22 protein-coding genes and 1 tRNA gene are annotated in these 20,119 nt (G+C 68.8%); 11 read left to right on the top strand and 12 right to left on the bottom strand.

Annotation, left to right across the window (positions count from 1 at the left end):
* Window positions 1-5: 5 nt before the first annotated feature.
* Entirely contained in the window at window positions 6-1,250 is a 1,245-nt protein-coding gene (locus tag ACAG20_RS19520) for an aminodeoxychorismate synthase component I (protein WP_370493765.1), read from the top strand.
* Here ACAG20_RS19520 and rsmI read toward each other — a convergent pair.
* Window positions 1,220-2,056 (bottom strand): 16S rRNA (cytidine(1402)-2'-O)-methyltransferase, encoded by an 837-nt coding sequence (rsmI, locus tag ACAG20_RS19515; protein ID WP_370493764.1) that lies wholly within the window; start codon window positions 2,054-2,056, stop codon window positions 1,220-1,222. The two genes, ACAG20_RS19520 and rsmI, sit on opposite strands and share 31 nt — an antisense overlap.
* A 110-nt stretch (window positions 2,057-2,166) precedes the next feature.
* Between rsmI and ACAG20_RS19510 the strand changes: the two genes are divergently transcribed.
* Window positions 2,167-3,726 carry a dolichyl-phosphate-mannose--protein mannosyltransferase gene (locus tag ACAG20_RS19510; protein WP_112686445.1) on the top strand — a complete coding sequence of 520 codons (1,560 nt, stop codon included), beginning with the start codon at window positions 2,167-2,169 and terminating at the stop codon, window positions 3,724-3,726.
* A gap of 42 nt (window positions 3,727-3,768) precedes the next feature.
* A complete protein-coding gene (locus ACAG20_RS19505) occupies window positions 3,769-4,365 on the top strand; it encodes an alpha-ketoglutarate-dependent dioxygenase AlkB (protein WP_205868877.1) in 597 nt (198 codons plus the stop codon).
* Window positions 4,366-4,374: 9 nt separating this feature from the next.
* Here ACAG20_RS19505 and ACAG20_RS19500 read toward each other — a convergent pair whose 3' ends face one another.
* The gene (locus ACAG20_RS19500; protein ID WP_370493763.1) at window positions 4,375-5,031 is read right to left on the bottom strand and encodes a DUF5642 family protein; all 657 of its coding nucleotides are present in this window, start codon (window positions 5,029-5,031) and stop codon (window positions 4,375-4,377) included.
* Between the two features lie 43 nt (window positions 5,032-5,074).
* The gene (locus tag ACAG20_RS19495) at window positions 5,075-6,088 is read right to left on the bottom strand and encodes a GNAT family N-acetyltransferase (RefSeq protein ID WP_370493762.1); all 1,014 of its coding nucleotides are present in this window, start codon (window positions 6,086-6,088) and stop codon (window positions 5,075-5,077) included.
* 156 nt (window positions 6,089-6,244) lie between these two features.
* Here ACAG20_RS19495 and gdhA point away from each other — a divergent pair, with 156 nt between their 5' ends.
* Window positions 6,245-7,597, top strand: a complete 1,353-nt coding sequence (gene gdhA, locus ACAG20_RS19490) for an NADP-specific glutamate dehydrogenase (protein ID WP_112686453.1) — start codon at window positions 6,245-6,247, stop codon at window positions 7,595-7,597.
* Window positions 7,598-7,706: 109 nt separating this feature from the next.
* Window positions 7,707-8,039 (top strand): DUF732 domain-containing protein, encoded by a 333-nt coding sequence (locus ACAG20_RS19485; RefSeq protein ID WP_112686455.1) that lies wholly within the window; start codon window positions 7,707-7,709, stop codon window positions 8,037-8,039.
* Here the strand turns inward: ACAG20_RS19485 and ACAG20_RS19480 are convergent.
* A complete protein-coding gene (locus ACAG20_RS19480) occupies window positions 8,036-9,082 on the bottom strand; it encodes an EcsC family protein (RefSeq protein WP_370493761.1) in 1,047 nt (348 codons plus the stop codon). The genes ACAG20_RS19485 and ACAG20_RS19480 overlap by 4 nt on opposite strands.
* A gap of 76 nt (window positions 9,083-9,158) precedes the next feature.
* Here ACAG20_RS19480 and ACAG20_RS19475 point away from each other — a divergent pair, with 76 nt between their 5' ends.
* Both ACAG20_RS19475 and ACAG20_RS19470 read left to right on the top strand, forming a co-directional pair.
* The gene (locus ACAG20_RS19475; protein ID WP_370493760.1) at window positions 9,159-9,764 is read left to right on the top strand and encodes a TetR/AcrR family transcriptional regulator; all 606 of its coding nucleotides are present in this window, start codon (window positions 9,159-9,161) and stop codon (window positions 9,762-9,764) included.
* A complete protein-coding gene (locus ACAG20_RS19470; RefSeq protein ID WP_370493759.1) occupies window positions 9,761-10,585 on the top strand; it encodes a hypothetical protein in 825 nt (274 codons plus the stop codon). The genes ACAG20_RS19475 and ACAG20_RS19470 overlap by 4 nt, the downstream gene beginning before the upstream one ends.
* A 22-nt stretch (window positions 10,586-10,607) precedes the next feature.
* Here ACAG20_RS19470 and ACAG20_RS19465 read toward each other — a convergent pair whose 3' ends face one another.
* Entirely contained in the window at window positions 10,608-11,822 is a 1,215-nt protein-coding gene (locus ACAG20_RS19465; protein WP_370493758.1) for a cytochrome P450, read from the bottom strand.
* Between the two features lie 190 nt (window positions 11,823-12,012).
* Here ACAG20_RS19465 and ACAG20_RS19460 point away from each other — a divergent pair, with 190 nt between their 5' ends.
* Window positions 12,013-12,588, top strand: coding sequence for a TetR/AcrR family transcriptional regulator (locus ACAG20_RS19460; RefSeq protein WP_112686484.1), 576 nt, complete (start codon window positions 12,013-12,015; stop codon window positions 12,586-12,588).
* Window positions 12,589-12,603: 15 nt separating this feature from the next.
* Here the strand turns inward: ACAG20_RS19460 and ACAG20_RS19455 are convergent.
* From ACAG20_RS19455 to ACAG20_RS19435, 5 genes are all read right to left on the bottom strand, one after another.
* Window positions 12,604-12,676, bottom strand: a tRNA-Ala gene (locus ACAG20_RS19455).
* A gap of 51 nt (window positions 12,677-12,727) precedes the next feature.
* Complete coding sequence (gene glpR, locus ACAG20_RS19450; RefSeq protein ID WP_370493757.1) at window positions 12,728-13,873, bottom strand: gephyrin-like molybdotransferase receptor GlpR; 1,146 nt, start codon at window positions 13,871-13,873, stop codon at window positions 12,728-12,730.
* Window positions 13,874-14,018: 145 nt separating this feature from the next.
* On the bottom strand, window positions 14,019-14,681 hold the full coding sequence (locus ACAG20_RS19445; protein WP_112686464.1) for a GNAT family N-acetyltransferase: 663 nt from the start codon (window positions 14,679-14,681) through the stop codon (window positions 14,019-14,021).
* 10 nt (window positions 14,682-14,691) lie between these two features.
* Window positions 14,692-15,963 carry a gephyrin-like molybdotransferase Glp gene (glp, locus tag ACAG20_RS19440; protein ID WP_370493756.1) on the bottom strand — a complete coding sequence of 424 codons (1,272 nt, stop codon included), beginning with the start codon at window positions 15,961-15,963 and terminating at the stop codon, window positions 14,692-14,694.
* Window positions 15,964-16,009: 46 nt separating this feature from the next.
* Window positions 16,010-16,921: a UTP--glucose-1-phosphate uridylyltransferase gene (locus ACAG20_RS19435; RefSeq protein ID WP_112686468.1), complete on the bottom strand. Its 912-nt coding sequence runs from the start codon at window positions 16,919-16,921 to the stop codon at window positions 16,010-16,012.
* 75 nt (window positions 16,922-16,996) lie between these two features.
* Here ACAG20_RS19435 and ACAG20_RS19430 point away from each other — a divergent pair, with 75 nt between their 5' ends.
* The 3 genes from ACAG20_RS19430 (at window position 16,997) to ACAG20_RS19420 (ending at window position 18,771) form a co-directional block, all read left to right on the top strand.
* Window positions 16,997-17,593: a 5-formyltetrahydrofolate cyclo-ligase gene (locus ACAG20_RS19430; protein ID WP_370493755.1), complete on the top strand. Its 597-nt coding sequence runs from the start codon at window positions 16,997-16,999 to the stop codon at window positions 17,591-17,593.
* A 103-nt stretch (window positions 17,594-17,696) separates the two neighbouring features.
* The gene (locus ACAG20_RS19425; protein ID WP_370493754.1) at window positions 17,697-18,059 is read left to right on the top strand and encodes an FmdB family zinc ribbon protein; all 363 of its coding nucleotides are present in this window, start codon (window positions 17,697-17,699) and stop codon (window positions 18,057-18,059) included.
* A 67-nt stretch (window positions 18,060-18,126) separates the two neighbouring features.
* Window positions 18,127-18,771 carry an SAF domain-containing protein gene (locus ACAG20_RS19420; RefSeq protein ID WP_370493753.1) on the top strand — a complete coding sequence of 215 codons (645 nt, stop codon included), beginning with the start codon at window positions 18,127-18,129 and terminating at the stop codon, window positions 18,769-18,771.
* 6 nt (window positions 18,772-18,777) lie between these two features.
* Here the strand turns inward: ACAG20_RS19420 and ACAG20_RS19415 are convergent, their stop codons facing one another.
* Both ACAG20_RS19415 and ACAG20_RS19410 read right to left on the bottom strand, forming a co-directional pair.
* A complete protein-coding gene (locus ACAG20_RS19415; protein ID WP_083038806.1) occupies window positions 18,778-19,206 on the bottom strand; it encodes an MscL family protein in 429 nt (142 codons plus the stop codon).
* A 229-nt stretch (window positions 19,207-19,435) separates the two neighbouring features.
* Window positions 19,436-19,930, bottom strand: coding sequence for a molybdenum cofactor biosynthesis protein B (locus ACAG20_RS19410; protein ID WP_112686476.1), 495 nt, complete (start codon window positions 19,928-19,930; stop codon window positions 19,436-19,438).
* Window positions 19,931-20,119: the final 189 nt, after the last annotated feature.

The raw sequence follows: 20,119 nt of genomic DNA, 5'->3' as shown, positions 1-20,119 counted from the left end.
GTGCGGTGCGAATCGAGCCGCTCGGCGACCTGGGCACGGCACCGCAGGTGCTGCGCGCGGTCGGTGCGGCGACCGCCCGGTGTGGTCTGCCGCCGCCGGCCGCGTTGACCGGCGAGTGGTTCGGCGCCCGCGCCGTGATCGCTCCCAGTGTGGCCGTCGAGCCCGTCGACCCGGCCCGGGTGTTCGACGTCTCGCCCGGCCGGCGGTGCGACGCGGTGGGCGGCGGTTGGATCGGCTACCTGTCCTACCCGGACCCCGGCGCCGACGACCTGGGCCCCCGGATTCCCGAGGCTGCCGGCGGCTGGACCGACTGCGTGTTGCGCCAGGACGCCACGGCCGGGCAGTGGTGGTTCGAGAGTCTTTCCGGCGCGCCGATACCGGGCTGGCTGGCCGAGGCGCTGACCACGCCCGCGCCCGAGCGCCGCTGCCGCATCTTCTGGGAGACACCCGACCGGCAGGCGCACCGCGCCGGGGTGCTGGCCTGCCTGGAGGCGATCCGGGACGGCGAGGTGTATCAGGCATGCGTCTGCACCCGCTTCACCGGGACGGTCGCCGGCGCCCCGCTGGACTTCTTCGCCGACGCGGTGGCCCGCACCGGCCCCGCGCGGGCCGCCTACCTCGCCGGCGGCTGGGGTGCGGTGGCCTCGCTGTCGCCCGAGCTGTTTCTGCGCCGCCGCGGCGAGCGCGTGGCGTCCAGCCCGATCAAGGGGACGCTGCCACTCGACGCCCGCCCGTCGGCGTTGCGCGCCTCGGCCAAAGACGTCGCGGAGAACATCATGATCGTGGACCTGGTCCGCAACGACCTGGGCCGGGTGGCCATCACCGGCACCGTCACGGTGCCCGAGCTTTTGGCGGTCCGGCCGGCGCCCGGAGTATGGCACCTGGTGTCGACGGTGTCGGCCCGGGTGCCGCAAGAGCTGACCATGTCCGAACTGCTGGACGCGGCCTTCCCGCCCGCCTCGGTGACCGGAACCCCCAAACACCGTGCCCGCCAGTTGCTTTCAGAGTGGGAAGGGTCCCGCCGTGGCGCCTACTGCGGCACAGTGGGTTTGGCGTCACCGCTGGCCGGCTGTGAACTCAACGTGGCGATCCGCACCGTGGAGTTCGACGCCGCGGGTGGCGCGGTGCTCGGGGTGGGCGGCGGTATCACCGCCGATTCGGATCCCGACGCCGAATGGCAGGAGTGCCTGCACAAGGCCGCCCCGATCGTCGCCGCCGGTCAGTCCCGGGAGCGCAGCACCGCGTCGTAGAGCTCGCGCCGCGATACCGCACCCGGCGCGTCGGCGACTACCTGCGCGCAGGCGTCTTTGACCCGCATTCCATCAGCTGCCAGCCGGTTGACCTCCGCGACCAGCGCCGGCAGGTCGGCACGCGGCGTCGCCCCGGCCAGCACCACGGTGATCTCGCCGAGCACCCCGTCGGCGGCCCAGTCGGCCAGCTCGGCCAGCGTCCCGCGCCGCACCTCCTCGTGGGTCTTGGTCAATTCCCGGCACACCACTACCCGCCGCTGCCCACCGAGCTCGTCGGCCGCGTCCCGCAGGCAGCCGGCCAGCCGCCGCGGCGACTCGAAGAACACGCAGGTGCGCCGTTCGTCGGCCAGCGTGGCCAGCCACGCCCGGCGCGCCGCCGGCTTGCGCGGCGCGAAGCCCTCGAAACAGAACTTCTCGCTGGGCAGTCCCGATACCGCCAGCGCGGTCGTCACCGCTGACGGGCCGGGCAGGCAGCTCACCGGCAGCCCCGCCTCGGCGCAGGCGACCACCAGGCGGTAGCCCGGGTCGCTGATCAACGGCATCCCGGCGTCGCTGACCACCAGCACGGTTGCCCCGGCCCGTATCTCGGCCAGCAGCGCGGGCACCCGCGCCGCCTCGTTGGCATCGAACAGGCTGACCACCTTGCCGGCGATCTGCACGTCGAGCGCCTTGGCCAGGGTCCGCACCCGCCGGGTGTCCTCGGCAGCGACCACGTCGGCGGTGCGCAGTGCCGCGACCAGCCGCGGCGAGGCGTCACCGGGCTGACCCAGCGGAGTGGCACCCAGCAGCAGTCGCCCGTGGGTCATGCGCCGCCCCTCCTCATCGCTTCGTCCCCCTTGCCACTGCGCGGCTGGGGGTGCCCCCACCGCATCGTTCGTCGGCGCGCGGCCATGGCGCACAGCCTACGATCGTGGGGATGAGCGCTCCGACCGCTACCAGCTCCGCGGCCGTGCCGGAGCGCACCGCTCCGATGATCAGCCCGGGACTACTGGTGCCGGTGGCCGACTTCGGGCCGACCGACCGTGCCCGCGGCTGGGCGGTGACCGCGGCGATCACCACGCTGGCCGCGGTGACCCGGTTCTCGAACCTGCACACCCCGACTGATGCCGGCACCCCGATCTTCGACGAGAAGCATTACGCGCCGCAGGCCTGGCAGATGCTGCACAACCACGGCGTCGAGGACAATCCCGGCTACGGCTTGGTGGTCCACCCACCGGTCGGCAAGCAGCTGATCGCGATCGGCGAGGCGCTGTTCGGCTACAACGGGTTGGGCTGGCGCTTCACCAGTGCGCTGCTTGGGGTGCTCGCGATAGCGCTGCTGGTGCGCATCGTGCGCCGGATGACCCGCTCGACGCTGGCCGGCGGGATCGCCGGGCTGCTGTTGGTCGGAGACGGCGTCAGCTTCGTGGCGGCGCGCACCGCGCTGCTGGACGGCTTCTTGACCTTCTTCGTGGTGGCGGCGTTCGGGGCGCTGCTCGTCGACCGCGATCAGGTACGTATGCGAATGCATACCGTGCTGACCGAAGGCCGTTGCGGCGCAACGCCGTGGGGCCCCCGGCTGGGGGTGCGCTGGTGGCGCTTCGGCGCCGGGGTGCTGCTGGGTCTGGCCTGCGCCACCAAGTGGTCCGGGCTGTATTTCGTGGTGTTCTTCGGGGCAATGTCGTGCGCGTTCGACGTGGCCGCCCGCCGGCAGTACCGGGTTCGCCGGCCGTGGCTGGGAACGCTGCGCCGCGATGTAGGCCCCACCGGCTACGCGATGGTGCTGATCCCGTTCGGGGTGTATCTGGCGTCGTATGCGGCGTGGTTCGCCTCGGAGACCGGCGTGGACCGCCACGAGGAGGGCCAGTCGATCGGGCTGGAGAGCCGGTTCCCGGTGCCCGACGCGCTGCGCTCGCTGTGGCATTACACCTATCAGGCCTATCACTTCCACTCCGGCCTGACCAACGCCGCCGGCAACCACCATCCCTGGGAATCGAAGCCGTGGGCCTGGCCGATGTCGCTGCGCCCGGTGCTCTATGCGATCGACCAGCACGACGTGCCCGGCTGCGGCGCCCAGTCCTGCGTCAAAGCCGTGATGCTGGTGGGCACACCGGCGATGTGGTGGCTCGCGGTGCCGGTGCTGGGCTACGCGTTGTGGCGAACCCTGGTGCGCCATGACTGGCGCTACGCCGCGGCACTGGTCGGCTACTGCGCCGGCTGGCTGCCGTGGTTCGCCGACATCGATCGGCAGATGTACTTCTTCTATGCCGTGCCGATGGCACCGTTCCTCGCGGTGCTGCTGGCGTTGATCTGCAGCGACATCGTCTCCGGCGGGCGTTCACGCGGCGAGGAGCGGCGCACGCTCGGGTTGATCGCGGTGTGCTGTTACGTCGCGCTGGTGCTGACGAACTTCGCCTGGCTGTACCCGATCCTGACCGGGGTGCCGATCTCGCCGGCCACCTGGAACATGCAGATCTGGCTGCCCAGCTGGTCGTAGGGTTCTCGACGAATCGAACTGGTGTGCGATAGGCTGGCGGCCGTGGCGGTACCCGTACAGGAGTCGCTGTTCGACCTGAGCGAACGCCGGCAGCTGGGCGACGGCGCCTGGCTCGACGTCCGTCCCAACTGGGTGACGGAAGGCACCGATCTGGTCGCCGAACTGCGATCCGCCGTCCCCTGGCGAGCCGAGCGCCGCCGGATGTATGACCGGCTGCTCGACGTACCAAGACTGGTCAGCTTCCACGACCTGGCCGCCGGCGATGCACCGCACCCGGCGATCGGCCGGCTGCGCCGGCGGCTCAACGACATCTACGCCGGGGAACTCGGCGAACCGTTCGCCACGGTGGGGCTGTGCCTGTACCGCGACGGCAACGACAGTGTGGCCTGGCACGGCGACACCCTCGGTCGCGGCGCCACCCAGGACACCATGGTCGCGATCGTCAGCGTCGGCGCCACCCGCACGTTCGCGCTGCGTCCCCGGGGCGGCGGCACTGCGCTGCGGCTGTCGCAACACCACGGCGACCTGCTGGTGATGGGCGGCTCCTGCCAGCGCACCTGGGAGCACTCGATACCGAAGACGGCCGCACCCGTCGGCCCGCGGATCAGCATTCAATTCCGGCCGCGCGGCGTGCGCTAGCGCGACGGATCAGCCCCGCACCGCGGCGACCGCGGCCACCAGCAGCTCGCGTGCTCGGGCGGTGTCGACCGGGATGACCGGCTTGTCCGGCGCCACCAGCGGGTTGGCGGTGACAAGCACCTGATACGGCCCGAAATACGCCGAGTAGTTGTACAGCTCGCCGACGCGCGACTGGCCGCCGGTGACCGCCTCGATCACCCGATGCACGCCGATGGTCTGCACGCCGTCGATGCGCGGCGCCTCGACCGTTTCGACCAGGCCGCGCATCCGTTCGCCGGCGAAGCCGATTCGGCGGCAGGACTTTCCGGGTTCGTTGAACGGGACCGGCTCGGAGGTCTCCAGGGCGATGGTGATGAAGCGGTTGCCGTTGCCCTCGGCAGCCACAGCGGCCATATTGCCCTGCACGCCCTGCGGCAGTTGCTGGCTGACTGCGAACCTCGAGCAGTCGGCGGGCTCGAACTTCAAGCCCGGAGGCAAAGTGTTGGCTGCCAGTAACTTCGGGTCCAGACCGGTCGGCGCGATGGCCTTGACCTGGAACTCCGGACCGAAAGAGGACTCGAGGTCGGCCACTTTGCCGATGTCGGCGGTCACCTCGCCGGGATCGGAGCTGCAGGCCGCGAGCAACCCGACACAGCCCACTGCCAGCACCGCGCGAAGGTTCAACATCGCAGCCAATCTACCCAACGCCGACCGCCGCGGGTGGCGGCGGTCACCCTACGGCCTGGATGGCTTGGCGGCCAACCTCTTTGATCTGTTCGGCCATGTCACGACCGAACGGCAGCTGGTGCTCACCGGGCACATCGATCATCGTGGTGACGATGCCCGGATCGTCGCGCTCCCAGTAGGCGCCCAGGTGGTCCAGGATCGCGCGCATCGGCGCGTTCTCCGACAGCACCCGTGCGGTGAACTTCTCGATGCCCTCCAGCCGGGCGATGACGGCCACCGCTCCCATCAGGTAGGTGCCGATCCCCCGGCCCTGGTAGCGGTCGCCGACGGTGAACGCGATCTCGGCGACCGTCGGGTCCTTGAGGTCCCGGACGAACCGTGCGTCGGCGACGATCGACCCGTCCAGCTCGGTGACCACCCAGACGAAGTGATCGACGTAGTCGACCTCGAACAAGTAGTGCATGAGCGCCGGGTTCGGGGTGCGGGTGGACATGAACCGGCGGTAGAGCGTCTCGGTGGAGAACTCGACGTGGCCGTGCACGGTTCGCGCGCCGTCGCCGGGCAACACCGGCCGCAGCAAGAACCTGGTGCCATCGCGGGCCGCAAAGTGCACGGCCTCGATGTAGGCGGCGAGCCGCTGGCGTGCGGTGCGCACCAGCCGGCCCATGACCTCCGGGATCTGCAGCATCTCGTCGAAGGCCTGCTCGTCGCCGATCCAGCCGGTCAGCGGCGTCGAGGTGGTGACGGTCGCGGTCCGGCGGCCCTTGCGCAACAGCGCGATCTCGCCGACCACCATCCCGGCCGACACCTCGCTGACGACCACCGCGCCGTCGTCTCCGACATGCTTGACCTGGGCTGACCCCGACGAGATGAGCAGGAAGGACACCGCCGGCTCGCCTTGCCGCATGAGTTCGGTTCCGGTCGTGGCCTGCAGCGGCTGCAAGCCGGCGGCCAGCGGCGACAGCTCGGCGTGGCTGCAACCGGCGAAGATTTCCATCGCCGCGAGCTCCGGGGTGGACAACGCTTCACTCACCCGGTCTCGCCGCGACATCCCCATGGATTGCTCCGCCTTTGTTCGCCAATCAAGGCTAACCGGTGGCCCGGAGCGGTGATGATTTAACAGCGACATAATCAACTCGATTCGGCGTTAGCGATTTAAGACGGCTACCCTGTGCCCGCTGACAGCGATACGTTGAGGAAGAGATCACAGGACATGAGCGAACTGAATCCGAGGCTGCACGAGATCTATGAAGAGGTGCTGCGCCGTAACCCCGGCGAGGCCGAGTTCCACCAGGCCGTTTTCGAGGTACTCAGCAGCCTCGGCCCTGTGGTGGCCAAGCATCCGGACTACGTCGACAGCGCGGTCATCCGGCGGATGTGCGAGCCCGAACGTCAGATCATCTTCCGGGTGCCGTGGCTCGACGACAACGGCAACGTGCAGATCAACCGCGGTTTCCGGGTGGAATTCAACTCGGCTCTGGGGCCCTACAAGGGCGGGCTGCGGTTCCACCCGTCGGTCTACCTCGGGATTGTCAAGTTCCTCGGCTTCGAGCAGATCTTCAAGAACTCGCTGACCGGTCTGCCGATCGGGGGCGGCAAAGGCGGGTCGGACTTCGACCCCAAGGGCCGCTCGGACAACGAGATCATGCGGTTCTGTCAGTCGTTCATGACCGAGCTCTACCGCCACCTGGGCGAGTACACCGACGTCCCCGCCGGTGACATCGGCGTCGGCGGCCGCGAGATCGGCTACCTGTTCGGCCAGTACAAGCGGATCACCAACCGCTACGAGTCGGGCGTGTTGACCGGCAAGGGCCTGACCTGGGGCGGGTCGCAGGTCCGCACCGAGGCGACCGGTTATGGCGCGGTGTTCTTCGCCGACGAGATCCTCAAGACGGCCAAGGACTCCTTCGAGGGCAAGCGGGCCGTGGTGTCGGGATCGGGCAACGTGGCCATCTACGCGATCGAGAAGATCCACCAACTGGGCGGCGTCGTGGTGGCGTGCTCGGACTCCAGCGGCTACATCGTCGACGAGAAGGGCATCGACCTGGAGCTGCTCAAGGAGGTCAAGGAGGTCAAGCGCGAGCGCATCGAGGCCTACGCCACCGCCCGCGGCGGCGCGACGCAGTTCGTCAACAGCGGCGGCTCCATCTGGGATGTGCCCTGCCAGATCGCGTTCCCGTCGGCCACCCAGAACGAACTGGACGGCAACCACGCCGCCACGCTGGCCCGCAACGGCTGCAAGATCATCGCCGAGGGCGCCAACATGCCCTGCACCCCGGAGGCCGCCAAACTGTTCACCGAAGCCGGTGTGACGCTGGCCCCGGGCAAGGCCGCCAACGCCGGCGGGGTGGCCACCAGCGCCCTGGAGATGCAGCAGAACGCCTCACGTGACTCGTGGAGCTTCGAATACACCGAGCAGCGCCTGGCGGCCATCATGCAGAGCATCCACCACCGCTGTCTGGTCACCGCCGACGAGTACGGCGCCCCCGGCAACTACGTGGTGGGGGCCAACATCGCGGGCTTCATTCAGGTTGCCGACGCGATGACCGCGCTGGGCCTGATCTAACCCGGTTGGCGCTGAGCCATGGCTTTCCGGGCGGAGTGCGCTCGCAGCTTTGCGCCGGTGACGCAGAAGTGGGCTCGTTGGCGGACTGTTTGGACGTAGCATCGCCGGTATGACTTGGATTCTGCGCACGGCCGCGCTTGCCGGTGTCGCGTGCATGGCGCTGCTCGGCGGCCCGCCGGCAGCCCACGCCGACGACGCCAGCTACATCGCCGCCCTGGACGCCAACGGCGTCTTCCGGTCCGGCCCGCCGAACGCCAGACTGTCGGCGGGACACCGGTTCTGCAACCAGCTGCGCAGCGGCGCCACGGTCGATCAGGTCGTGGACGCTTACGTGCGCCGGCCGTCGTTCGGTGGACCGTCGATGGTCGATGACCTGACGGTTAACCTGCGCCCGGTGATCAACATCGCCCAGCACGAACTGTGCCCTGAAACCCTGACCTAATCGGTGTCGCCCGCGGCGTCACCGGATCTGGACGCGAGTTCCGCGTCGAGCACCTCGTCGATCAGCGGGATGTCGATCGGGTCGTCCGACCCCGCCGGTGCCCACCGGCCGGCGTCCAGGTCGTGCTTTTCGGTGAGAAACCGCAGCCGGTAGGCCTGCTGGGCCCGTTCGAAGGTCTGCTGCGCGATGCGGGCGTTGAGCCCGCCGTTGACCACCGCGCCCAGCAGCGGAACCGCCTGCGCCAGTTTGCGTTTGGCCAGCCGGAACCCCAGCGCCAGGGAAACCTGCCGGATTACGTTGTCGGCTTGCCGCGGCTGGAGTCGCTGCCACGACGCCCGGCCCATCATCTGCTGTGTCAGCCGCGACAGCGCAGCCAACGCCGCGGCTTTCTCCGCCGGGTCACCCGCGGCAGAATAGGCGATCACCCCGGAGGCGAACGCCTGCTCATCGGGCACCCTGACGTCGTAACCGTAGTGCGCCGCAACCAACGCCACGATGCGCCCCATCCCGGCCATCACGGCGGTGATGTCAGCAACGACGGCCGAGGCCGCGACGGTCAATGTGGTGCCGCCGGTGACGGGGCTCGACACGGCCGCCCCCGTCACCGCCAGCGATGACGCCGCGCCGCCGGCCATCGCAAGGGCGATGTAGCGTTCCTTGCGCCGCGGCACCGAGCGGTCGCAGTGTTTCAGGTCGAGTTCTCTGACCTCCTCGTAGGACGCCACCGTGACGCCCTCGTCGGCGAACATCGCAAAAACGTCGGCCGGCTTGACCGAATTGAGTCCCCGCTCGACCACGACGGCGTGCAGGGTCTCCATGGCCCTGGTGGTCAGATCATCGACCTTGCCGATGGCGACGGTCGCACCCGGGATCTGTTCGACCGTGGAACGGGCTTCGGCGGCCAGCGCTTTGGCACGTCCCGTGATGCCGCGGCTCAGGCTTTCCAGCGGGCCGGATCGCTCGGTGCCGGTGGCGGCCTCAAGCAGCGCTTCCCAGGCCCTGCGCTCGTAGTCGGACATGCCCGGCGGGGCGTTATCGGCCACGGACCCAGCCTACTCGCGGCGGTATTCGTTGACGCCCGTCATTGACAGTCGTCAGCCACATGCTTAGAGTGCGGATATGTCGTCAGGCGAATTGACCGCGCCGCCGTCACGGGCCGGAGGCATCCGGGAGACTCGCCGGCTCGAGACCAGGGCGCGGCTGTTCGAGGCCGCGGTAGCCGAGATCGGCCGGTACGGACTCGCCGGCGCCGACGTCAGCGCGATCGCCGGCGCGGCGGGGGTGGCGCGCGGCACGTTCTACTTCCACTTCCCCACCAAGGAGCACGTCCTGGTCGAGCTGGAGCACAACGAGGAGGCCCGAATCGTCGACGAACTCGGGGCTGCCGACGGCGAGTTGGCCGCCGTGTTGTCCCAACTGATCGACCACGTCCTCAGCGCCGAACGCCGTTTGGGGCCTGTTGTTTTCCGGGACATGCTCGGGCTGCATTTCACCTCGACCCGTCCCGCCGAAGACGAGTTCGCGCAACACCCCCTCCTGTCGTTCCTGCAAGGCGTGATCAGCCGGGCGCAGCACCGCCGACAGGTGTCGCCGGAGCTCGACGCGGGCGAACTCGGAACGTTCTTCCTGACCGGACTGTTCGCCCTGCTGGCCACCGGAGCGCACGACGCCGACCTGCTGGACCGTTATGTGACAACGATTGTCAAGGGAATGGAGAACCGATGAATCGCACCGGTATCGAGGGCTACCGAGACTACCTGGCCCGGCGTGACGGCGAGGCGGACCTGCTCAACCGGCGGTTGGCGAACCGCGAGAGGTTCTTCGATGAGCTGGAAGCGAACCCGGTCCGCTCCGCTGCACCCGCCGACCGCGCGACGTTCCTTCGCAACCTGCGGCGCCGGCGACCCGAACCTGGCCTGGACCGCAAGATGCTGTTCCTGCTGGCGACCGCCAAACTCAATCAGGCAGAACGGTTCGGCGTCGGGCTCGGCGAGACCTACGGACGCAACAGCGACGAGAGCCTGCCTCCCGAGAACGTCTACCTCGAGCTTGAGGAGCACTACCACACCCGGCTGCTGGCCTACGCCCTCGACGTCTTCGACCTGACATTCCAAGTCGTGCCGCCCCCATTTGTGTTGCGGCAGTTCGTCAAGGCCGGTGTGTTCCTACCCGAGCGGCTCGGTTTCATGTTCGTCGGAGCCGCAGAGATGGCGGGCTGCATCCTGTTCGACGAACTGCGCCGCGTCGGCATCGAGCTGTTCGCCGACGAACCCGAGGTCGCGGAACGCATCACGCTGCTCTACAGCGAGATTCTCACCGACGAGATCGGACACGTCGGCTACTGCGCATCGCGCTGCACCGCGGCCGAGCGAGTGATCATGCGCCGGCTCTACCCGCTGATCGGGCGACTGTTCGCCCGGCAGACCGCCGAGATAAGCCTGTTGATCGACCCGACGGCGTTGCGTGCGCGCCTCGCCCGGCCCTTTGACGTTGCCGAACTCACCGAGGGGCTGGACAACGAGACGTATCTGGTCACCCACCCCTGACTCCTCCCAGGGGCCGGCGACGTCAGCGGATGTTGAGCTGCAACCGCTCCAGGCGGCGGACCAGGATGCTGGGCAACCATTCGCCGACCTCGGCCGCCTCGATCCAGCTGGTCTGCTCAAGCAGCATCCGAAACACGATCCGGGCCTCCAGGCGGGCCAGCGCCGCCCCGACGCAGAAATGTGCGCCCTTGCCGAAGGCCAAGTGCCCTCTGCCGGTGCTGCGGTCGAGCCGAAAGTCGTTGGGGGCGTCGAAATGCTGGGGATCGCGATTGGCTGCGCCCCACATCAGCAGCAGGCGTGAGTCGGCGGGCAATTCGACTCCGCCCAGGGTGGTATCCGCGACCACATGCCGATAGTGGCCGCGAAAGGGCGATTCACAGCGCAGGGTCTCCTCAAGGAACGCATCCAGCAACTCGGGGTGGGCACGTAGTTGCTCTTGAATGTGGGGGCGGTCGGCCAGGATCCACGCGGCGCTGCCCAGTAGCGAAGCGGTCGACTCGCCGGCCGCGCTGAACAGGGTGAGCATGATTGCCAGCGCGGGAAGCTGCTCCAGCTCACCGGCTTTGGTGCGGGTGGCGAGGTCACCGATCAGGCCCGGCTGCGGGTTTTCGGCCGCCTTCTGGAAGTGCTCGAGGACATAGCCGGAAAGTTCCATGGCGGCCACGCCGGCCGCCTCGAGCTGGGACGCACTGACGATGCCGTCGAGCAGGGTGGTGGTGGCGTAGCCCAACCGGATCAGCTTGTCGACGTCGTCATCCGGGAGACCGAGCAGGCGGGCGACCACCGTCATCGGCAGCCGGTTGGCGATGGTGCTCATCCACTCGACCTGTCCGCCGTCGCTCGCCTCGGCCCACAGTCGCTTGGCGGTGGCTTCGGCGAACTCTTCGATGACGCGCACCCGCTTGGCCGAGAGGTGGGGCAGCAGCAACTTCCGGTGTCCCGCGTGCAGCGGATCGTCTGCGGTGGCCAGCGCATGCATCGGTCCACCGAGCGGCCCCATGTCGAACGGCGTCACCGTCCCGTCGTCGTGGTAGACCATCGTCGCCGTCAGGTTCGACGAGAAGTCCTCGACGCGGTGCACCGCGTCGGTGACCGCGTCCCAGCCGCATACCGCGTAGAAAACAGAATCACCGATCCGGTTCACTCCGCCGCGGCGGCGCATCGTGTCGTACAACGGGTTGGGATCTTGGATCGCGGCGTGGCCGAAGAAGTCGGTCGCGTCCACCACGGCACTCATGCCCACCAGGCTGTATTGCACTCGTGACCTGCGTCAACGGCGCGCATCGAAGTTGCGAGGCGGGTCCGAAACGAAAAGGTGCGGGCCTTCTCAGCCGACCGTGCCGACCAGCGCCAGCGGTGAGAGGTCCGCCGAAATCTTTCTCATGATGATAAAAATGCGTTATGGATTCTCCCAGGGCGAGATATCGGTGGCAGCACCCGACTGGCTGATCGGCCGGGATCGCCGCAGCGAGGGCGCCGAACGGATTTACGCCGCAGCCGCCGAGCTCATATCGCGGCAGGGCTACGACGCCTTCACCATCGACGCCCTGGCCGCCGTCGTGCACTGCTCGCCGGCGACCATCTACCGCCATGCCGGAGGCAAGGCGGCGATCCGCGACACGGTGCTGACCAGACAAGCAGAACGCATTCTCGACTCGGTCCGGGAAGCCATCACCGGGCTGACGGGGTCGGAGCGCATTGTCACCGCCACGCTCGTCGCCCTACAGCGGCTGCGCGCCGAACCGCTCTCGCAGATCATGCGCGCCATGACCGGCTCTCCCGGCACGGATTGGCTGACCGACTCCCCGGTCATCGCCCGCTTCGCCGCCGAAATGGTCGGCGACGACAACCCCGATCCGCTGGCCGCGCAGTGGCTGATCCGGGTGTTTCTGGCGCTCTGGTACTGGCCCATCCAGGGCGCCGACGAGGAAGAAGCCGCGGTGCGCCGATTCCTCGGTGCGCCTTACGCAGTGGATGCTGCCGCTCATCAGGAAACATCCTGACCTGCACAAACTCTGTGGAGCTAAGGGGAATCGAACCCCTGACCTACTCGATGCGAACGAGTCGCGCTACCAACTGCGCCATAGCCCCTTGACCGCTAGCAGGCTACCAGCCCGCGGCCGGTGCCCTGAAACCGAGACGCTATTGGCCCGATGCCCGCGGTAGATCGCCGCGCCAGCCGTACTCGCGCGCCGTGGCCGCGTACTCGAGGTGCTCGAACACCGGGTCCTCGTCGTCGATCTCCAGCACCGCGACGCCGGGCCGGCGCAGCCGCGAGGGCACCACTTCGAACGCCTCGGCACCGACGCTCTCCCGCCGGGCACGAGGCCGGTCCGCCCGCCGCGCGCGCCGCGCCCGCACCTGTTGCTCGATGCGGGTCTGCCGTCGCAGGTAGGCCAGGTAGAGCACCGTCGCACCGGCCGCACCGCCGCAGAGCCACCACGCGGTCGGTGCCACGGTGAAGGCCGTGAGCGCCGAGAACACCAGGATCACCGCCAGCGACATCAGCACCCGCTTGCGGAACTCGTACTTGCGGGCGCTGACGGCCGCGGCCGTGTTGCTGTCGTAGCGGCGTGGCCGCGCCGCTACCGGAGCCGACGAATCGGCTTCGGCTTCCAAACCCGAACTGTCCTCGACGTATTCGTACTCATAGCCGTCAGCATCGGATTCGGCCTCGGCCTCGTCTTCGGCAAAGGCTTCCGGTTCGGCCTCCGCCTCGGCTTCCGCCTCCGCCTCGGCTTGGGCCTGCGCCTCAGCCTCGGCTTGGGCCTGCGCCTCCGCCAGCGCCTCGGCCTCCGCCTGAGCGCGAGCCGCTGCCGCTGCCTGCGCCTCGGCCTCGGCCTCGGCCTCGGCCTGGGCCCGCTCCTGCGCTTCGACTTCGGCGGCCAAGCCGGCTTCCGACAACGGCAATTCAGCGGAATCGTCGGCGACGACCTCGACGTCCAACACGTCCAGGTCCAGTTCACCCTGCTCACCGGCCGCGGCGACGAAGACCCGCGGTCGCCGGCGGGGCGGCTCGTCGTCGGCGACGTCGTCGACGGCATCGACGTCATCAAGGTCGGTGTCGGTGGCGCGCTGCTGCCAGTCCGGGTCACTGCGGTGGCCGGCGGCCGGGCCGCCGCGCTTGAGCAACCGTGCACTGCTCCCGCTGGTCAGCACCCGGGTCGCCAACGCCACGTCACTGGTGCGCCGCACCGCGTCTCGCTTGCTGACCAGCATCGGCACCAGTACGAACAGCCAGAGGACGACCAGGGAGAGCCAGAGCAATGATTGCGGGATGCTGGGCATGGTGGCCTGCTCCTTTCCCAGCCAAGGCTAGGTCTGTGACCCACACGACTCCGGACGGCGCGCCGAGCCAATTACACAGTTGTAATTTACTCGCTGACCTCGGTAGTCACAACTATCACACGGGCAACACGGCTGACGAAATCACTCAGACCCACGACGCCCGGCCCGCCCGCACCAGTCCGGCGGTCACCGACCCGGCGACTTCCTCGACCGTTATCGCCACCAGCAGGTGGTCCCGCCACGCCCCGTCGACATCCAGATAACGCTGCAACAGGCCCTCTTCACGAAACCCGACCTTCGCCAATACCGCACGGCTGGCCGCATTCTCGGGCCGGACCGTCGCTTCCACCCGGTGCAGCCGGACCGGCCCGAAGCAGTGGTCGAGCCCGAGCGCCACCGCCCCGGTTGCCACTCCCCCGCCGGCCGCCGAACTGGACACCCAGTAGCCGATCCAGGCCGACCGCAACGCGCCGTGGGCGATGTTGCCGACCGTCAACTGGCCGCAGAACCGTCCGTCAAGCTCGATGACGAACGGCAGCATCCGCCCGTAGCGGGCTTCGGTACGCAGGGTCGAACACACCGGCGGCCACGCGGCCGCACTGTGCCGGGTGCCCCAGTCCGCCTCGACACTGGGCTCCCACGGTTCCAGGTGGGATCGGTCGGCCAATCGGATCCGGCTCCAGGCCACGCCGTCGCGCATCCGCACCGGCCGCAGCCGGATCACCCCGGCCGGCACTCGCAGCGGTCCGAGCACCGTCGGCCAGCCGGGGTGCTGGACGGCCTTGAAAGGCCACAGGTTGACCAGCATGCGCCCCGACTCAACCCCGCTGAGCCAAGAAGGCGACGTCCACCATCTCCCCGGCGCCGATCTGCTCGACCTCCTCGGGAACCACCACCAGACAGTTCGCTTCGGCCAGGGTCGCCAGCAGATGCGACGAGGTGCCCCCGCTGCCCCCGAGCACCTGCACGAGGTACTCGTCGGTTTGCTCATCGCGCATCAGCTGACCCCGCAGATAGCCCTTGCGGCCGGGCATCGAACTGATCGGGCCCAGTGTCCGCGCCCGCACCATCCGGCGCATCGGCTCGCGTTTGCCCAGCGACAGCCTGATGAGCGGACGGATCATCACCTCGAACACCACCAGCGCGCTGACCGGGTTGGTCGGCAACAGAAACGTCGGGACCCCTTCCGGTCCCAGCTGGCCGAAACCCTGCACCGAACCGGGATGCATCGCGATCCGGGAGACTTCGAGCTCGCCCAGACCCGACAAGGCCGCGCGCACCGCGTCGGCCGCGGCCCCACCGACCCCGCCGGCGATCACCACCACCTCGGCCCGGTTGAGCTGCCCTTCGACCACCTCGCGAAGCTTGGTGGGTTCGCTGCTGACGATCCCGACGCGGGTGACCTCCGCCCCGGCATCGCGGCCGGCCGCCGCCAGCGCATACGAGTCAACGTCGTAGACCTGCCCGTTGCCGGGGGTGCGGTTCACGTCGACCAACTCGCCGCCCACCGCCAGCACCGACAGTCGCGGGCGCGGATGAACCAGCACCCGGTCGCGGCCGACGGCGGCCAACAGCCCCACCTGAGCTGCGCCGACGACCGTGCCGGCGCGGACGGCGACATCACCGGGCTGCACGTCGTCGCCGACGCGGCGCACATAGTCGCCGGGACGCACGGCTCGCAGCACCCGCACCCGGGAGTTACCACCGTCGGTCCACCGCAGCGGCAGCACCGCGTCGGCCAGGGTGGGCATCGGCGCCCCGGTCTGAATCCGGGTCGCCAGCTTGGGCTGCAGCCGAGTCGGGGTGCGCGCCCCGGCCTCGATGGTGCCCAACACCGGAAGCGTGATGGGGGAATCAGCGATATCGCCGCGCTCATCGGAGCTGTCGCCGATCGCGTCGGCGCCGAGTACGTCGACGCTGCGCACCGCGTAACCGTCGATCGCGGCCTGGTCGAAGGCGGGCATGGGCCGCTCGGCGACCACCTCTTCAGCGCACATCAAGCCCTGCGCCTCGGCGATCGCCACCCGGACCGGGCGGGGCGCCACCGCGGCAGCCGACACCCGAGCCTGTTGCTCCTCAACCGAACGCACGGCGCGCCTTTCTCAAAACCTCGGTCCGATTCGGGCTGACGGTCCCCTAGTTCTCCGCCAAGCCCAACCGCGCCACCAACCACCGGCGCAGGTCCGGACCGTAGTCATCACGATCCAGGGCAAAGTCAACCGCAGCTTTGAGGTAGCCGCCCGGATTTCCCAGGTCGTGTCGCGAGCCGCGGTGAACCACGACATGTACGGGGTGCCCCTCGGCGATCATCAGCGCGATGGCGTCGGTCAGTTGCACCTCCCCGCCGGCGCCGCGGTCGATGCGCCGCAACGCGTCGAATACCGCGCGGTCCAGCACGTAGCGGCCCGCGGCGGCATACATCGATGGCGCGTCGGCCGCCTTGGGCTTCTCGACCATGCCCTTAACCCGCAACACGTCGGAATTGTCACCGTCGGGAACGGGCTCGACGTCAAAAACACCGTAGGCGCTGACCTCGTCGGGGCTGACCTCGATCGCGCAGAGCACGGTGCCGCCCTGGAGGGCCCGCACCTTCGACATCGTCTCCAACACCCCGGTGGGCAGCACCAGGTCATCGGGGAGCAGGACGGCGACCGCATCCTCGTCGGCGGACAACGTGGGCTCGACACAACTGATGGCGTGCCCCAGCCCGAGCGGCTCGGCCTGCACCACCGACTCCACCTTGATCAGCTGCGGGGCGCGGCGCACCTTGGCCAGCATCGCCTTCTTGCCGCGCGCCTCCAGCGTGCCTTCGAGCACCAGGTCTTCGACGAAGTGCGCGACCACCCCGTCCTTGCCCTCCGAGGTGATGATCACCAGTCGCTCGGCGCCGGCCTCGGCCGCCTCCGCGGCCACCAACTCGATGCCGGGGGTGTCGACGACGGGCAGCAGCTCCTTGGGCACCGTCTTGGTGGCGGGCAGAAAACGGGTACCCAAACCGGCCGCCGGCACAATGGCGGTACGCGGAATGGAAGCGTTCGGCGTGGGCATTGTTCACACGATAACCGCAATCAACTCCAGTTCCGCCGCTGGCGGTGGGCGAGCCGGGACTGACAGGCTGAAGGCGTGACCGACAACGCGGCGGTGACCGCCAAGTCCACCCTGCGCGCGCGCCTGCTCGCGGCACGACGCGCGGTACCTCCCGAGGTGCACGACGCCGAGGCCCGCGCGCTGGCCGGCCACCTGGAGCAGCTCGCCGGCGGCGCCCGAACGGTCAGCGCCTACCTGCCGGTGGGCAGCGAACCCGGCTCCACCGCCATGCTCGACGGCCTGACGCGGCGGGGCATCCGGGTGCTGCTGCCGGTGGTGCGCACCGAAGACGACGGCACACCGCTGGCGCTGATGTGGGGCGAGTACCGGCCCGAAAACCTCGTCCCCGGGCCGTTCGGCCTGCTCGAACCGGCGCCGCCCTGGCTACCGGCCCAAGTGCTGGCCGAGGCGGATCTGATCGTCGTCCCGGCGCTGGCCATCGACCGTCGGGGCGCGCGATTGGGCCGCGGTGCGGGCTTCTACGATCGCTCTCTGCTACTGCGGCGGCCGCAGATCCCGCTGGTAGCGGTGGTGCGCGACACCGAACTGCTCGACGAATTGCCCGCCGAGCCGCACGATGTGCCCATGACCCACGCGCTGACCCCGGGGCTCGGCGTAGTGGCCCTGGCGTGATCCCGACGGCCCGTCGCAGCCCGGAATGCGCAAGGCCGAATAGCGGTTCTAGCACTTAGCACGGTAGAGTGCTAACCCGATTGTTCGATCCACGGAGGTTCGCGTGCCCACCTACAGCTACGCCTGCACCGAGTGCAGCAACCGCTTCGACGTGGTCCAGGCCTTTACCGACGACGCGCTGACCACCTGCGAGGAGTGCAACGGCCGTCTCCGCAAGATCTTCGGCAAGGTCGGCGTGGTGTTCAAGGGCAGCGGCTTCTACCGCACCGACAGCCGCGATGCCGGCAAGTCGTCCAACGGCAGCAGCTCCGCCAAGGCTGGAGCCGCTGGGGCCTCGAGCGACTCCGGCAGCTCGGGTGAGGGCGCCACCAAGTCCGCCGACAAGTCTTCCGGCGACAGCGGCACCAAATCGGCCGACAAGCCGAAGGCAAGCACCGCTTCCACCACTGCTGCCGCCTCCGCTTAACCAGTTATCCACAGGCCGGTTCCGGCGGCGAGCGTCCCGGGCGGTCCGGCCGTTTAACGTGGCCGTCATGGGCGAGTCGCTCAACCCGACCTTGGTCAGCCGGGTCTCTTCGCTGCTGCGCCCGGATTGGGCCCGCACCATGCTGGCGCGGCGGGTGGTCGCCGGCGCACTGGTGGTGTTGGCCGGTGTCGCAACGATCCGTTCCGACCCGCAGAGCGACCGGGTCGACGTCGTAGTGGCCAGCCGCGACATCGCTCCCGGCACGCCGTTGACCCCCGAGGACGTCTCGCTCGAATCCCGCTCGGCCCGAACGGTTCCCGACGGCGTCGCCACCGACATCTCATCGGTGCTGCACACCACTCTGGCCGGGCCGGCGCGTCGCGGCGAACTACTCACCGACGTCCGACTACTGGGCAGTCGCCTCACCGAAGCGGTCGCCGGGCGAGACGCCCGTATCGTCGGTGTACACCCGGCCGACGCCGCATTGACCGATCTGGTGCGCACCGGCGACGTCGTCGACATTGTGGCGACCGACGACGCCTCGGATCCCCCTGGCGCACCGAAGGTGCTCGCGACCGGCGGAATCGTAGTGCTGGTGTCCGACAAACAGAATCATGACGATCGGGTGGTGCTCGTGGCGCTACCGGCCACCGCCGCAGTGGCGGTGGCCGGCGCCACGCTGGCTCAGGCCGTGACCCTCACCCTGCGCTGAACCGCCTCAGGCCGCGGCAGGTTGCGGGCTGGCGCAGAACTTGCACTTGGTCGCTTCGGGGTCGATCTCCGACTTGCACTCCGGGCAGGTCTTGGTGGGTGCCGGGTCACCGAACACCGTCTTACCGCGCCGCTTCTGAATGTGCTTGTAGGGCAACACGATGAAGAAGTAGATGGTGGCCATGAACACGATGAAGTAGATGATCGCCGAGATGAACGCCCCGAGGTCTATGAACGTCGCGGCGTTGCCTTCCTCGCCGAGTTGGTAGCCCAGGCCCAAGCCGGAGGCATCCGGTTGCATGGCCGAGACCAGCGGATTGATCACGCTGTCGGTGAAGGCTTCGACCAGGTTGGAAAATGCCAGCGCCACCACCAGACCGATGGCCACAGTGATGACGTCGTCACGCATCAGGAAATTCTTGAATCCCTTGAGCACCGCAATCCCCTTTTGTAGGAGTCCACTGTCAAGCGGCGTCACGCCGCCTACGGCGAACCGTAATATCGGTCGCCGAGCCCATAAGGGAATTTGGGCGAAGTCGAATCTCAACCGTGATGCGGCGGCACGTTGTCACGCAGCCACCGCTCGCGCTCCTCGGCCTCCCGCGCGTCGTCCGGATCGCGCTCGTCGGAAGATTCCTGGCGCTCGTCGGGGCCGGGCATCGCCGTTATATCTCCAGGCTGGACAGTTGGCCGATGATCACGGCTGCCAGCGGATTCAGCGTCGCCATCCCGTCGCGAACGGCGGCCCGGGAACCTGCCAGGTTCACCACCAGGGTGCTGCCCGAGACTCCGGCCAGGCCACGCGACAACCCGGCGTCGGGTATGCCGGCAGCCAACGCGGACGCACGCAGCGCCTCGGCGATCCCGAGGATCTCGCGGTCCAGGAGCTCGCGGGTGGCTTCGGGTGTGACGTCACGCGGGGTGACCCCGGTGCCACCGACCGATACGACCAGGTCAACCCCGCCGATCACCGCCGTGTTCAGCGCGTTGCGGATCTCCACCTCGTCGGCGGAGACGGCGACCACACCATCGACCATGAACCCGCCCTCGGCCAACAGCTCGGTGACCAACGGACCGCTGTGGTCCTCATCGCCGTGCGCGGTACGGTCGTCGACCACGACAACGAGCGCACGCCCTGCCAGTTCTGGCGTCTGTTCCATGGGTGCAACCGTATATCGCCGAACCCCGGCGGTTCAGCGAGGCTCGACGAAGGAGAGCCGAAACTGGGACCGCCGCATCAACACCGCGGTTCAGCGAGGCTCGACGAAGCAGAGCCGAAACTGGGACCGCCGCATCAACACCGCGGTTCAGCGAGGCTCGACGAAGCAGAGCCGAAACTGGGACCGCCG

This window comes from Mycobacterium sp. pW045, assembly GCF_041287085.1.
In the GTDB taxonomy this organism is placed as follows: Bacteria; Actinomycetota; Actinomycetes; order Mycobacteriales; family Mycobacteriaceae; genus Mycobacterium; species Mycobacterium algericum_A.
This window is presented reverse-complemented; position numbering and strand designations above follow the sequence as displayed.

Excerpts from the sequence above, each read along its gene's own strand:
- rsmI (WP_370493764.1), bottom strand. The coding sequence starts at position 2,056 with ATGACCCACGGGCGACTGCTGCTGGGTGCCACTCCGCTGGGTCAGCCC.
- ACAG20_RS19510 (WP_112686445.1), top strand. The coding sequence starts at position 2,167 with ATGAGCGCTCCGACCGCTACCAGCTCCGCGGCCGTGCCGGAGCGCACC.
- ACAG20_RS19500 (WP_370493763.1), bottom strand. The coding sequence starts at position 5,031 with ATGTTGAACCTTCGCGCGGTGCTGGCAGTGGGCTGTGTCGGGTTGCTC.
- ACAG20_RS19495 (WP_370493762.1), bottom strand. The coding sequence starts at position 6,088 with ATGGGGATGTCGCGGCGAGACCGGGTGAGTGAAGCGTTGTCCACCCCG.
- gdhA (WP_112686453.1), top strand. The coding sequence starts at position 6,245 with ATGAGCGAACTGAATCCGAGGCTGCACGAGATCTATGAAGAGGTGCTG.
- ACAG20_RS19485 (WP_112686455.1), top strand. The coding sequence starts at position 7,707 with ATGACTTGGATTCTGCGCACGGCCGCGCTTGCCGGTGTCGCGTGCATG.
- ACAG20_RS19475 (WP_370493760.1), top strand. The coding sequence starts at position 9,159 with ATGTCGTCAGGCGAATTGACCGCGCCGCCGTCACGGGCCGGAGGCATC.
- ACAG20_RS19470 (WP_370493759.1), top strand. The coding sequence starts at position 9,761 with ATGAATCGCACCGGTATCGAGGGCTACCGAGACTACCTGGCCCGGCGT.
- ACAG20_RS19465 (WP_370493758.1), bottom strand. The coding sequence starts at position 11,822 with ATGAGTGCCGTGGTGGACGCGACCGACTTCTTCGGCCACGCCGCGATC.
- glpR (WP_370493757.1), bottom strand. The coding sequence starts at position 13,873 with ATGCCCAGCATCCCGCAATCATTGCTCTGGCTCTCCCTGGTCGTCCTC.
- ACAG20_RS19445 (WP_112686464.1), bottom strand. The coding sequence starts at position 14,681 with ATGCTGGTCAACCTGTGGCCTTTCAAGGCCGTCCAGCACCCCGGCTGG.
- ACAG20_RS19435 (WP_112686468.1), bottom strand. The coding sequence starts at position 16,921 with ATGCCCACGCCGAACGCTTCCATTCCGCGTACCGCCATTGTGCCGGCG.
- ACAG20_RS19420 (WP_370493753.1), top strand. The coding sequence starts at position 18,127 with ATGGGCGAGTCGCTCAACCCGACCTTGGTCAGCCGGGTCTCTTCGCTG.
- ACAG20_RS19410 (WP_112686476.1), bottom strand. The coding sequence starts at position 19,930 with ATGGAACAGACGCCAGAACTGGCAGGGCGTGCGCTCGTTGTCGTGGTC.